Consider the following 12,728-nt stretch of genomic DNA (forward strand, 5'->3'; position numbering starts at 1 on the left):
CCCATAATAGATTTAATAAGGTCTTGAGTTTATGTCAGTTGTACAAATTGTTTTGATCACATTGATCGCTATTTTGGTGATGGGGATCATTGTTGCCTACATGGCGGCGCAGGAATCTACGCGCAAAAAACGGGTTATGGGCGTGATTCAGGGGAAAAGTGGCGGTGCTCGCGGGCCTGACGAGCGTGGATCAAAAGATCGCCGACGGGCGGATTTGGCAAAGAAGCTAAAAGAGGCCAAGGGTGAAGAAAATTCTAAAAAGAAAACCACAATTTCGACGATGATATTACAGGCCGGAATTAGTATTTCCGTGAAGCAGTTCTGGTTGATGTCTGTGGCGCTGATGATAGGGTTGACGTTTTTGGCAAAGCTTATGGGGCAGCCGCCGCATGTTTTGATTGCTGTAGCTGTGATTGGTTTGCTTGGTCTTCCACGATTTGTACTTAAGAAAATGGCCGCGCGGCGGCAGAAGAAATTTTTGGAAGAGTTTCCCGATGCATTGGAAGCAACTGTGCGTTTGTTGAAGGCCGGGATGCCCGTTTCCGAAGCCATAGCTATGATTTCCCGTGAGTTCACCGGCCCTGTGGGAGAAGAGATGGGGAATATTTATGATAAGCAGAAGATCGGTGTGGCTTTGGCAGAGGCTGCGTTGGAGGCGACGCGCTCTATGCCTTTGACCGAAATGCAGATGTTTGCCACGGGGCTGTCTATTCAGGCGCAAACAGGTTCCAGCTTGTCAGAGGTTTTGACTAATCTATCGAATGTAATCCGTGCGCGGTTTCGTTTGAAGCGTAAGATTAAGGCGCTGTCCTCAGAAGCTATTGCGTCTGCCTCTATTATTGCGGCGTTGCCGGTTTTGGTGGCGACTGGCATGTATTTTGTGAATTACGAATATATTAGCGTGTTGTTCACTGATCCGTTTGGCAATGTGTTGCTGGCGATTGCGGTTTTCTGGATGAGTGTGGGTGTTATGGTGATGAAAATTATGATTAACTTTAAAGTTTGAATTCTAAGGGCGGCGAAAATGTTCATTTTTAAAACTTCCGGTTCTCACATATCAAAACATATGCTGCGATCCGGGTTTTTAAAAACAAACATTTTCGCCGCCCTTAGAATTCAAACTTAATTAGAAGGTGTATAGATGGATAATGAACTTATTATAACATTGGTGAGCGCGCTTCTTGCTGCCGGGTCTTTTGCAGCATTTGCACTGCCATTTTTAAATAAGACAGAGAAGAAGGAACATTATAGATCGGTGGTTGATAAGCGCCGTAAGGATCTTTTTCAGGCGACGCGTGATGGCAGCATTCATAAGGCAAAAACGGAAAAGAATGTTTCGGCGGCTGATTCCATGGCAGCGCTGTATAAGATGCAGCAAATCGCGGGTGCTATGGGTGAAAAAGTGCGTGACAAAATGCTGCAGGCAGGTATTCGCAGTCCCAAGGCGCCGATTAAGTTTATGATTGCGCAAGCGGTTGTGCCAATTGTTCTTGCCGGTTTGACGGTTTTGGTTCTTTCAAATACTGAGAAAGAAATTTCTGATATGATGAAACTTTTGTCTGTTTTTACAGCGGCTGTGATTGGTTATAAACTGCCGGATGTGTTGATTAAGAATACGATTTTGAAGCGTCAGGAGGAGATCGGTTTGGCGTTTCCAGATTCTTTGGACATGATGCTTATTTGTGTGCAGGGCGGGATTGGTTTGGAGCAGACTGTTGATCGTGTTGCAGAAGAAGTGGCGGAGCATTCGCCGGTTTTGGCTGAAGAGTTAGGCCTGCTTAGTGCGGAGATGGCGATGTTGAATGATCGGCGCGAGGCGTTGCAGGATTTTGCGCGGCGTGTGGGTAGCGGTGCAGCAAAAAGCTTTGCAACTTCGCTTATTCAGGCGGAGCAATATGGAACATCTATTTCACAAGCTATGCGCGTTATGTCGGATGAATTGCGTGATATGCGTATGGCGAAGGCAGAGCAAAAAGCTGCAGCATTACCGCCGAAATTGACAGTGCCGATGATCCTGTTTTTTTTACCGGCCTTGTTCATTATTATTCTCGGTCCGGCGGGGATTTCAGCGAGCTCTTTGAATTAATGATTGAAATTTGTGCGTGACTGAACGCACAAAAGAACCGCGGTTCCTGTTCATGGCTCCGCGGCTTTTTTGTATCAGTTTTTTTTAAGGAGAATTAATCCGTGGTTGTTATTGGCTTTTTGCCTGGTTTGGGGGCAGGGGTCCCGTCTGCTTGTTGCAGCGCTGTGATAATTCGTAAGTTGCGTTCGATTTCGACGCGACCAGGCGAAACGTCTTGAGCTTTGCGTAGAATTTCTATGGATTCATTGAGATAGCCTTGTGAGGCCAGGTTTAGCGCGAGGTTGTTCATGATGGTTGTCGGGTCGCCTTGCCAGAGTTCTATGCCTTTGCGATAGGCGCGTTCGGCTTCCTGGTGCATGCCTTGCGTGTCCAGGGCGATGCCGAGACGGTGATAAGCCTTGAAGTTGGTTTCATCGGCGATGACGGCTTTTTGCGCGTATTTTTCAGCGGCTTCGTAATTCCCCTGTGCTAATTGAATGGCTGCATATTCAGAGGTGGCCAGAGAGGAGGCGTTTTTTCCTTTAGCAAAAGGTTCGAGTATCGTTGCGGCAAGCTCGTATTTGCTATTTTCGCGCAGGCCTACGGCGTAATCGACTGCGGCAAGTTCGCTATCAGGTTGTTTTTTGTAGGTGCGTTCGAGGTAACTAAGGGATTTACTTGGTTTGCGTGTATAGTTTGCCGCGCGCTCAATTGCACCATCCATCGAGGATGTGCGGAGCTGCGCATCGGTACTTTGCGCTGTTTGACAAGCGGTGAGTGCACTGCATAATGCTAATGTCAGGATCAGGGAGGTGGTTTTTTTTATGCTCATTGTATTATTTTCGCCTTATTGAATTTTGGGCTATCTGCCCGCGACCATTATACACAAATGTTTTGAAAGTCTTAAGTGTCATTATTCGGTATCATTAATTTCAGCAGGAGGGCTTGTGAGAGCGTCTGCTTCGTTGGTATTTGTATTGCCACCTTCTACCAGAGCTCCTGCGTTTGAGTCTGCTTCTTCACTTCCCATTATGATCTCGTGGCACATGTCAGGACAGTAGAAAACGCTGGTTGATTGGCAAGTATCATCATCGGAGCCTGCGCAGGAGCGACGTATGCGCATGTATTTTTCTTTTGGGCTTGCGACGATGACATGGCGTTGCATGACTATGGCACCGTTTTTATCCAAAACGGTAAATTGGGTTGCTCCGGGCGCGCGCGCTACTAATACAAGTGTTTGGGATGTGTCAGCGAGGATACTTAAATGATTTGGGTTGCCGACGATGATGGAGGCGGCAGGGCGATCAAGGTGCACCAATTCAGATTTATCGGGCGTCAGCTTTATGGCCGGGTGGGTGTGAGTTTGGTCGTCGTAGATAATTCCGCGTTCTTGCGCTGTTGTAGCAGGAAGGATATCCAAAGGTGGCTGACTGCCATTTTCCTGCGCAAAGGACGGGACATTGACACTTAGGCTCTGGAGCAAAACTATGGCGCTGAAAAGCGCGAATTTAAGATATTTTGAAAAAATCATGTGAAAAACCCTTGATAAGGGAGAAGGACTATATTTTTCAGTATAGCCGGAAAGGGCTTAAGAATCACCTTCTTTTTGCATGCATTTTACTTAAGTTTTAAATGCGCGGGTTTTAGGAGAATATATGTTTCGTGTGTTTCAGTTTTTTAACACTATGTAAAATTATGGCGCTAAAAAAATGCAAGCTTTTATTCCGGGTCTGTTTAGCATTGTTGGGTAAACTATAAACCTGTGCGGCCTGGCTATCAACTTTTGCGATGACCATGGTGGGAAAGGCTTATAGGGCGCCAAGTTTTGGTCCATCGGCGGCTTTTGCGTATTGAATTGGCGGTTCGGATTGTGGAGAGAAGCTGATACCGTAGGCGTTGTTGCCTGCCGTGATTGAGTACATGGCTTCCGGATTTTGCATGGCTTCGTGTGAGAAGTGAAGATTTAGGTTTACGATGTTGCTTGTTCGGTTCGGCGAGGCGATGGCGTCGCCCGGTTCAGTAATTCCCAGATTGGCTGCCTTTCCATCATAATAGAAGTTCATTTCCGCATTGCCGGGCAAATTTATTGTAAAGGTGTCGCTGCTCTTGATTTGGCTAGGGTCGAGTACGCATTTGATGTCTATCCCTGTTTCGGTTGAAGCGGCGTTGCAAAGCACCGGGATGTTCGTGTTTGCAGGTAATTTCGGCATGGGAAGTTCTTGCGGTGTGGGTTTGCCGCCGGCCAGAAGTGTTTTTGGTTCGTTAGGGGCGCTTGTGCCCATAATGTTGTCTACGCCCCAGAGGCGTTCGACAACGGCCAGGTCTTTTGTGGCGTGTTCGACTATGCGTGCATTGCTGGTTTCCTGGGCAAGACGATAGAGTTCGACGGCGAGTTTTCGGTCTTGCGGTGAGCCGTTGCCTTCATAAAGCAGTGAGGAGGCCAGTTCATTGAGCGCCCAGCCGTGGCCTTTTTCGGCGAATTGCAGGACATATTGGCCGCGCTGGCCGAAATTCTCAGGGTTGAGCGCGGCGAGGCGTTCGAGGGGGGAGGCGGGAGCCTCTGCCGTGACGATGTGTTCTTTCAGGGCCTGGGCTTTTGGTTTTTCTGCCACCTCTGACGTCGTTGGTTCAAATTCAGGTGCTTCAGCGATAGTTATTTCTTCCTGCGCGAAGGCTTCAGGCCAGAGATTTTTAATTGTGTCCAGATCGCGCGAGGCTTGGTTTGCGATTTTCGGGTTGTCGCTGTGTTCTGCGATTTGCAGCAGTTCGACGGCAAATTCACGGTTGAGCGGCGAGCCGTTATTGCCGCTTAAGAGGTGAATGGCCATTTCCTTGACGGCCCAGGCATGCCCTTTTTTCGCGTAGGATAAGGTTTCGGCTGCGCGGCCTGAGAAATTATCGGGGTTAATTTGACTCAGTTTTTCCAGCGGGGTGAGTGCCGGGGTGGCGGCGATTTTCTGAGGTTCGGTCTGAGTTACGGCAGTTTGCGGCTCTGTTGCTTCTGTTGCAGGCATTTCTGCCGGAGGGGTGGTTATTCCCTGTTCTGGTGGTTGATAATGATTGGCAATATTTTCCGGCATTATCAGGTCGTCTATCTCTCCGGCGTTTGCGGCGTGGGCGAACGTTTCAACCAGTCCGGCAGCGCCGATTATGCCCAGGCCAGAGCTTATGGCTAGTTGTTTCGCATACTTTGCCTTGTTCTGGCCGAGAAATGAGAAAAATCCTTTCAGGTTTGCCCAAAAGCCGTGTGGGCGGTCTTTATTTTGCGTGCGGTAGTCTTTTGCGGCCTTGTAGGTTGTGACGGCAGCGCCGCCCAATACTGCTGCGGCAACTGCGCCGGAGCCCGCTGTTGAAGCCAGGCTGATGGCGGCTGTTTTCACCGCATAGGCCGCGCCAGCGCCCATGGCGGCTTTGGCAAAGGTTTTGGTCAGCGGGTTGTCGGTGATTTTGTGGATGCGGTTTTGCAGAGCGGTTTTGGCGCGCTCGGCCACGGTACCGGCGCGTTGCCAATGATCGCGCAAGGAGGGGGCTGGTGTATAAAGCTGTGCAGCGGCGGTTGCGCTCATATTTCAATATCCCAAATGAGAGGGGTGTTATAGCGCCGGTTTTTAAATTATGCAAATAAAATGTTTTACAAAATATCTTGACATAAGTTTCAGGTTATGGAATTAAATGCGCATTCTTTACAGAATTCTTTGGATTTTTTAACTCGACCAATGAGGTGATGAGATGAGTAATGTGACAAATAGCAGAGTTATTGCAGGGACCCTTGTGGTTGCGATGTCAGGTGCGGCGCAGGCCGGTGGTTATGGTGGCGGTGATGAGATTGGTGAACAGAATAATTATTATGGCGATGATTATGAGTTGATCATGAATGGTGGTTCTCCCAGTGCGGCTGCGACGGCCGGTCTTGAAATGGAAGGAAGTTTGAATCCTTCTGCTGCAGCGAACAATCATGCGAACGTGACGGGCCGTGTGGATAGCCGGAATACTTTGACCGGAAACAATAGTCTTGAAGTTGAGCGTATTGGTTCAGATTCACGAGCAAATGTTAATATTGCACCTGGGGCCATTCAACCTGTTGCTAATGGCGGCGCTGCAGAGCAAGAACAGACGAACGGGAATAATGAAATTCAAGTTGATGATCATTCGATCAATAAAATTGATGCGCGTCAGGGTGCGGCAACGAATGGTATGGCAGCGCGCCTTGAAACGGCAAGGTTCCTGGCTCAAGCTTGTGAATCTCGTTTTTCTGTTGAGGGACGGCTTGGTGATGTTTTTGGTAATTATGCTGGCGCGGGCATTTCCTATCACCCCAGCCTTAAGTTTGTAATTCAAAATAAAAAAACGGGCGCTATTTTTAGTGGGCAACAGCTTTGGGATGCTGCTCCCGTAGATCGTGGTTATATGACGTATGGTATGGACGAAGACACTATTGCGTTGGCAATGTGTTTTGCTGAAGCGCTTTATGGAACTGGAGATAGAGTGCACAGACACATTGTTACAGAAGAAGCGCAACGCCATAATTGGGAACGTTCAAAGAATTTGCCAGGTGTAAAAGATGAAGAAAAAGCTTCTGTAGCAGAACATATGCAAGCTCACATGTATGTTATGGGGGCTAATTCTGTATATCGTGATGCTATGGGATGTACGATGACATCATATGTTAACGAAGGCGGGACAGGTGAGATTAATCAAAAAGATCGCCCAACGCCGACGCAGGTTATGATGAATATGTTTGGTCTTAAAAAACCGACTAAAGATCAGAGTACAGGTAGAGTGGCTCAACAGCGCGCCAAGCTTATTCCTGAATGTGAGTTTAAGACAACTATTCCTGAACCTCCGAAGAACGAAGGTGCTGGTAATGGCAAGGTCTCTGATGAATCTGGAACGAACAATATTTTTGATGTTCTTTCTCCGAACTAGGAAACGGCGTTTATTTTTCAATGGTCGTTTAAAAGACCCCGCTGCTATCTTGGTGGCGGGTTCTTTTTTTATTGACTTTTATTTACATAATTTGTACAAGTTTATTCTGATTTTTAGGATTGTATTATGGCAGCGTTCAAACATATGGCTGATTTTTCATCTTTCGCAAACGATAATTTTGTGCGTGGATATGGAGCACGCGCTCTGAGGGTGCTTGCACCTGTGAGTTTAGCGGTGCTTTTAAGTGCTTGCGCTTCGACTAAAGAGGTTATGGAGGAAAGTACAACGCCAAACTGTGTAGACCAGCAGACTTATACCAAGTTTATTAGCAAAACTGTGAAAGAGGATGTTGAAGTTTCTTCGAAGGATGGGAGTAGTAAAGTAGAGCAGCGTGAAAAAACGGTTGATAAGATCGTTGAGCGTTTCAGAATTAATAAGGGGTTCAATGAGCAATGTGAGGCCCACAAGATTTTGGTTCTTACGGCCGAGGCGCAACAGGACAACGAAGTTGGGATTATTGCAAGCATGGCTTTGTTGTTTTTGGCTTCCGGTCAGGATGAAGCGACGCACCAGGCTATTACTGAGATGTTGCAGCGTTACGATAGCAGTTTAGAAAAGCTGACGGTTCGCGTTGATGAATTTGATAAAAAGCGTGCGATTGATTTCATCGATACGCAGGTGGGGGATTTGTATCATGGTAATGGCCAGCCAAATTATCCGGCGGTAGCGGCGATATTGGGGCTGTATGATCAGGATTCTCAGCCGGAGGGCAAACGGCGCTATCCAAAGCTGGAGCAGGCGTTTTTGCGTGAGGTGATTGACGGGGCGCTGGTTGCGCGGGGGCTTGATATTGCAGAGCTTAAGCAAATGTATGAGGGGGCGCGGCGTAAAATAGGGTGCACGAGTGAAAAAATTGGCAGATATATGCAGACACGTTGTGAAGTGCAAGAGGATCTGCCGGTTTACGGGCCTTAAGACGGGCTCATGGCGCTGAGAGGTGGTCCCAAGAATTCGGACAGTGAGTTAAGCTACGATCTATGACCGAAGGAGGGTCATGGATTATGAGCAAGACAAGGAAGAACTACCCGGCGAAGTTTAAAGCGCAGGTTGCGCTGGCGGCGTTGCGGGAGGACGCGCCGATCACGGAGCTGTCATCCCGTTACGGGGTGCATGCGACGGTCATTCACCGTTGGAAGAAGGAGGCTCTGGCTGCGCTGGAGGCGGGTTTTGCGGGCAAGCTGGAATCGCGAGCGGACGCGCATAACGCCGAGGTCAGGGACTTGCACGCCAAGATCGGACAGCTGACAGTGGAACGTGATTTTTTAGCCGATGCCTCCGCCCGGTTGCGGTCCGGGGGCGGCAGGAAATGGTAGACCCGTCCAATGACAATATCGGCATCGCGGCGCAGTGCCGGTTGCTGGGGATCAGCCGCTCTGGCTGGTATTACGAGCGGCGCGGGGAGAGCGCGGACAATTTGGCGCTGATGCGGCTGATTGACGCGCAATTCCTGCAAACCCCGTTTTACGGGTCCCGTCAGATGGCCCGGCATCTGCGCCGTCAGGGGTACGAGGTAGGCCGCACCCGCGTGCGGCGTCTGATGCGCCTGATGGGAATCGAGGCGGTCTATCAAAGGCCGCGCACTTCGATGCCGCATCCCGGCCACCGGATTTATCCCTACCGGCTCAAGGGGCTCACGATCACCCGCCCGAACCATGTATGGTGCGCGGATATCACGTACATCCCTGTCAAACGCGGGTTTTTGTATCTGGTAGCGATCATGGACTGGGCCAGCCGGAAGGTGCTGGCCTGGCGGCTGTCGAACACGATGGAAACGCGCTTTTGCGTGGAGGCGCTGGAGGAAGCCATCGCCCGCTACGGGCCGCCGGAGATCTTCAATACCGATCAGGGCAGCCAGTTCACGGCGGACGCGTGGACGGGCGTCCTGAAAGAAAACGGGATCGCGATCTCGATGGACGGCAAGGGCCGCTGGATGGACAATGTGTTCATCGAGCGGCTGTGGCGGAGTCTGAAATATGAATGCGTGTATCTGAACGCGTTCGAGAGCGGCCTGCAAGCCAGGCGGGATATCGGGCGCTGGCTGGCGTTTTACAACGCGCAGAGGCCGCATTCGGTATTTGATGGACAAACCCCGGACGACGTTTATGATGAACGAAATTTTGTTTCTCCGGCCTCGGGCTTGCCGCCTCCGCCTAACGGCTCCGGCGGCCGCGCCCTTCACCCGGAGAAACAAAACCACAGGCAGGCGGCATGACAATAACCAACCGATCGTAGCTTAACTTCGCCGCAAAGCTGGCCGAAGAACCGAGACCACCTCTCTGGTTGGTTGTATGGGGGGCTGCGTTTTAGCAACGGCCCGAGCGTCGGTTTCCGGTTGATCAAAGCTTGGATCGTTGGCGGCGTTTTCCGGGCCGCAGACTTTTCCAAATTCACAACTGAGTGATGGAGTGCCTTTCCCCGGGGACGGTGCGTTGGCGATGGCTTCGATGCTGGGCTGGTTTTCCATGTCGAGATGGGCCGTTGCGGCGGCGCGGGTGCCTCGGCCGATGTCGCCGTCAAAGGCTATGCCTTCTTTGGCTTTTAGGAATGCCTGAGTTTCGTAGGCTTCTTTTGAGAAATCCTTTATTTCGCCGTTGAGGGTTTTTGTTGCCAGAATCCGGCCTTTTTCTGCGGCTTCGGGGCTGAGGGCGACGATTTCCTGCAGATTTTCGGCGTTTTGTTTCCAATCATCGGCGACATAATCATCGCCCAGAACTGTGCCGACGCAGCTCTGCGTTTTGGTGCCGGGATCGCCGTCAATCGCGAGGTTGGCGTCGCTGAGCAGATTGCATGATGCCTGGGCAAGCCGGACGTCATCCGCTGTGCCGGTGGGGCTTGCCTTGGCGATCATGGTTTTGCCGGGGCTGTCTTGAAGGTATGGATTGACCGGGGGCGGTGCTCTTCCATTGAGTTCGGCAATATATTGCTGGCCAGCGCCGTCTTTTTCATCTTGCAGCAGCTTGGTCATGGCGACGGTTTCGTTTATGCCGCCTTTCATCTCAAGTTTATCAAGCCCTACGTGAACGAAGAATTCGCTGGCGTTCCCTTCGCTGTCTGCACCGGGGTTCCATACGGTTACGGATCCGGCAACGCTGGCGGAATATATCGTTTGGCCGTCAAGTTCGGCTTTAATACGTTCATAGTCCTGACGTGATACGGTCAAGGTGTGTTCGACTTCGACATTTATTTTAGCGTTGATCTGATATTCGCCGGAAAAGGTGACTTTTGCATCGATGAGCGCCGGGGCAGGCCCTGAGTAACCCTTATGTGCTTCTTCCGGGTTAAGCTGAGTAAATGGATCAACGCTTTTTTCAACTGGAGCAGCAGGCGGCAGGGGTGTTGTATCGGAGATAACGCCTGACATGTCTGGATTCTTTGCCGTGTCGAGGGAGGCGAAAGACAGACCGGCTGGCGCGTTGCCGAGGTCGGCCATTGCGTTTCCAAGGTTTGTTTCTTCTTGGTGTTTGAAAGCGAAGCTCGGTATTTCCTCGCTCTTTTCAATCCAGAAGGCTTTGCCTGAGACTTTTAGCGGGTCCTCTACTTTTTCGTTGTAGAAGTTCAAGTCTGTTTTGACGTTGTGAGAGAGCTTATAGCCTGCTGGTCCAAGTTCTTCGCCCGGCTTGGCCATTTCTACCAGAATTGTGCCTTTGACATTGACTTCGAAATCCAGACCAACCAGCCATTCTTCTTCAAGAGGCGCGAAAACGGCGCCGACTGTTCCGCCGAGTGTAGGAAGTGTTGTCTGTGTCAGGTTTTCGAAACGAAATTGTCCTGTTTTTCCGTCTACGGGGGCGGTGTGAAACCCGTCTTTTGTCCCTATTTTATTCCAAAAGTTAGTGTCGGGTCCCATGTCTGCGGCATAGCCTTGAAGGAGAGAGTTTTTCATGCCTTCGTTGGCGAAATTGGCTAATCTGGCGGTTTGCTCGGCGGTAGGCGGGGCGATTGTGTCTGCCCAGACGGTGTTGTTACCGCCCAGTTTTTTTATATATTCCTCTGCAATATGGGTGTTTTCCGCCATTTTACGCCCTTAACTCAATTCTACTGCACCTGCGGAGCAGATATAGTTTTGCACCTTATTATCGGTGAATTTCGTTAATAAAGTGTTAGGATATGCTTGAAAGTCGCTGTGTTTGCAGTGTTTCGGGTCTCTGAGTCGGGAGTGTGTTCAGGTGGACAGCAAGGTTTCCACTTGTTCTACGAGATCGTTGAGGTGGAAAGGTTTGGACAGGACTTTGGTTTTTTCCCGGTCCAGGTCTTCGCGTTCCATGGCTACGGCGGCAAAGCCGGTGATAAACATGATTTTGATTGAAGGATGAGTTTTTGTGGCTTTGTTGGACAGCTCAACACCATCCATGCCGGGCATGACAATATCGCTGAGGAGTAAATCGATGGGGGGGTTGCTTTCTTCTATAATTTTCAGGGCATCAATGCCGTTATAGGCGATTTGTACATTATGGCCGGCTTTTTCCAGCGCGAGTTGGAGGAAGCTGCACATTGATTGGTCGTCTTCGGCAATGAGAATGTGGGCCATAGTCGTTTCCTTTATCGTGTTTGGAGGATTTTATTCAGTATCATGTCTTCATATTGGGCAGCGGCATGTTGCCACGTATATTCTTTATGCACATGGGTGGTGCGTTTTTCCAAGTCTTTGTTTTGCAGAGCGGTTTTTGCGGCCAGGCTTAAGTTCGTGTCGTGCAGAGAGCCGAGAAAATCTTTTGTGATAATGTCTTTGGGGCCGGTTACATTATAAGCGGCGACCGGCAGGCCGCAGGCCAGCGCTTCGATCAGGACGATGCCGAATGTGTCTGTGCGTGAGGGGAAAACAAACAGGTCGGCGGAGCGGTAGTGTTCTACAAGCTCAGCGCCGGTTTTTTTGCCGACGAAGAGCGCATCGGGATATTTTTGTTCCAGTTCGGCTTTTTGCGGACCGGTGCCGACAATGACTTTACTTCCCGGCCAATCCATTTTGAGGAAGTCTTCGATGTTTTTTTCAATGGCGATGCGTCCGACATACAGGGCGATCGGACCTTTGAGATCATGAAAAAGTGTTTTTTCTCCTGGAGTGAATGTATCGAGACAAGCGCTGCGCGTGACGCGGTGCATCGGGTTTTGAAAGCCCCAGTTTTTCAGCGTTTCTTCAAGGCTTCCGGTGGCGACGGTCATGCCGGAAGAGGGGGCATGGAAACGACGGACGTAATTCACGACGCGGGCATGGACGAAATCGTGTGATGAGGGCAAAATTTGTGCGGCGCGCTGGGCGACATATTCCGGGAAACGGGTGTGGAAAGCGGTTGAAAAGCGACGTTCATTGCGCAGGCAATATTTGCGTCCAGCCCAGCCGAGAGGTCCTTCGGTGGGAAGGTGAATATGGTCGGGGTTATATTTTTTTATTATGCGTTGCAGTTTTCGGTAGGGGGCTATGGCCAGTCTGATTTCTTTATAGCCGGGCATGGGCACGCTCATGGGAAAATCTGCCGGGCCGATGACTTTGACAGTGTGGCCCAGTTTTTGCATTTCTTGACTAATATGTTCATAGGTGCGCACAACGCCGTTAATTTGCGGGTGCCAGGCATCGCTGATAATCAAGAGTTTCATCGGGTTTGTCGTGCTTTCCTGCAATGGTCTTTTGTTACTGGCATAGACATTTGTCGCTGTCAATTTTATAGTCTTTCAAAGGCTT

10 protein-coding genes and 1 pseudogene are annotated in these 12,728 nt (G+C 50.1%); 5 read left to right on the plus strand and 6 right to left on the minus strand.

What is annotated here, in order from left to right; all coding sequences use genetic code 11:
* Window positions 1-31 precede the first annotated feature (31 nt).
* Together H6859_00775 and H6859_00780 are read left to right on the plus strand one after the other, a co-directional pair.
* Entirely contained in the window at window positions 32-1,006 is a 975-nt protein-coding gene (locus H6859_00775; GenBank protein USO05771.1) for a type II secretion system F family protein, read from the plus strand.
* Window positions 1,007-1,141: 135 nt separating this feature from the next.
* The gene (locus H6859_00780) at window positions 1,142-2,086 is read left to right on the plus strand and encodes a type II secretion system F family protein (GenBank protein ID USO05772.1); all 945 of its coding nucleotides are present in this window, start codon (window positions 1,142-1,144) and stop codon (window positions 2,084-2,086) included.
* A gap of 94 nt (window positions 2,087-2,180) precedes the next feature.
* Here the strand turns inward: H6859_00780 and H6859_00785 are convergent, their stop codons facing one another.
* From H6859_00785 to H6859_00795, 3 genes are all read right to left on the minus strand, one after another.
* Complete coding sequence (locus H6859_00785) at window positions 2,181-2,897, minus strand: tetratricopeptide repeat protein (GenBank protein ID USO05773.1); 717 nt, start codon at window positions 2,895-2,897, stop codon at window positions 2,181-2,183.
* An 81-nt stretch (window positions 2,898-2,978) separates the two neighbouring features.
* Entirely contained in the window at window positions 2,979-3,596 is a 618-nt protein-coding gene (locus H6859_00790; protein ID USO05774.1) for a pilus assembly protein N-terminal domain-containing protein, read from the minus strand.
* 277 nt (window positions 3,597-3,873) lie between these two features.
* On the minus strand, window positions 3,874-5,631 hold the full coding sequence (locus H6859_00795) for a hypothetical protein (protein USO05775.1): 1,758 nt from the start codon (window positions 5,629-5,631) through the stop codon (window positions 3,874-3,876).
* Between the two features lie 163 nt (window positions 5,632-5,794).
* On the opposite strand from H6859_00795, the gene H6859_00800 reads away from it, so the two are divergent.
* The 3 genes and pseudogenes from H6859_00800 to H6859_00810 all read left to right on the plus strand — a co-directional run bounded on the left by H6859_00800 (window position 5,795) and on the right by H6859_00810 (window position 9,158).
* Window positions 5,795-6,991, plus strand: coding sequence for a hypothetical protein (locus H6859_00800; GenBank protein USO05776.1), 1,197 nt, complete (start codon window positions 5,795-5,797; stop codon window positions 6,989-6,991).
* A gap of 126 nt (window positions 6,992-7,117) precedes the next feature.
* Window positions 7,118-7,966: a hypothetical protein gene (locus tag H6859_00805; protein USO05777.1), complete on the plus strand. Its 849-nt coding sequence runs from the start codon at window positions 7,118-7,120 to the stop codon at window positions 7,964-7,966.
* Window positions 7,967-8,052: 86 nt separating this feature from the next.
* Window positions 8,053-9,158: pseudogene (locus tag H6859_00810) on the plus strand (IS3 family transposase).
* 126 nt (window positions 9,159-9,284) lie between these two features.
* Here the strand turns inward: H6859_00810 and H6859_00815 are convergent.
* From H6859_00815 to H6859_00825, 3 genes are all read right to left on the minus strand, one after another.
* Complete coding sequence (locus tag H6859_00815; GenBank protein ID USO05778.1) at window positions 9,285-11,066, minus strand: hypothetical protein; 1,782 nt, start codon at window positions 11,064-11,066, stop codon at window positions 9,285-9,287.
* A gap of 147 nt (window positions 11,067-11,213) precedes the next feature.
* Window positions 11,214-11,579 (minus strand): response regulator, encoded by a 366-nt coding sequence (locus H6859_00820; protein ID USO05779.1) that lies wholly within the window; start codon window positions 11,577-11,579, stop codon window positions 11,214-11,216.
* Between the two features lie 11 nt (window positions 11,580-11,590).
* Complete coding sequence (locus H6859_00825) at window positions 11,591-12,643, minus strand: glycosyltransferase family 1 protein (protein ID USO06650.1); 1,053 nt, start codon at window positions 12,641-12,643, stop codon at window positions 11,591-11,593.
* Window positions 12,644-12,728 lie beyond the last annotated feature (85 nt).

It is taken from the genome of Rhodospirillales bacterium, from assembly GCA_023898785.1.
GTDB lineage: Bacteria > Pseudomonadota > Alphaproteobacteria > Micavibrionales > Micavibrionaceae > TMED27.

What these genes read in the sequence shown, in the direction of transcription:
- H6859_00775 (USO05771.1), top strand. Translation starts at nt 32, where the DNA reads ATGTCAGTTGTACAAATTGTTTTGATCACATTGATCGCTATTTTGGTG.
- H6859_00780 (USO05772.1), top strand. Translation starts at nt 1,142, where the DNA reads ATGGATAATGAACTTATTATAACATTGGTGAGCGCGCTTCTTGCTGCC.
- H6859_00785 (USO05773.1), bottom strand. Translation starts at nt 2,897, where the DNA reads ATGAGCATAAAAAAAACCACCTCCCTGATCCTGACATTAGCATTATGC.
- H6859_00790 (USO05774.1), bottom strand. Translation starts at nt 3,596, where the DNA reads ATGATTTTTTCAAAATATCTTAAATTCGCGCTTTTCAGCGCCATAGTT.
- H6859_00795 (USO05775.1), bottom strand. Translation starts at nt 5,631, where the DNA reads ATGAGCGCAACCGCCGCTGCACAGCTTTATACACCAGCCCCCTCCTTG.
- H6859_00800 (USO05776.1), top strand. Translation starts at nt 5,795, where the DNA reads ATGAGTAATGTGACAAATAGCAGAGTTATTGCAGGGACCCTTGTGGTT.
- H6859_00805 (USO05777.1), top strand. Translation starts at nt 7,118, where the DNA reads ATGGCAGCGTTCAAACATATGGCTGATTTTTCATCTTTCGCAAACGAT.
- H6859_00815 (USO05778.1), bottom strand. Translation starts at nt 11,066, where the DNA reads ATGGCGGAAAACACCCATATTGCAGAGGAATATATAAAAAAACTGGGC.
- H6859_00820 (USO05779.1), bottom strand. Translation starts at nt 11,579, where the DNA reads ATGGCCCACATTCTCATTGCCGAAGACGACCAATCAATGTGCAGCTTC.
- H6859_00825 (USO06650.1), bottom strand. Translation starts at nt 12,643, where the DNA reads ATGAAACTCTTGATTATCAGCGATGCCTGGCACCCGCAAATTAACGGC.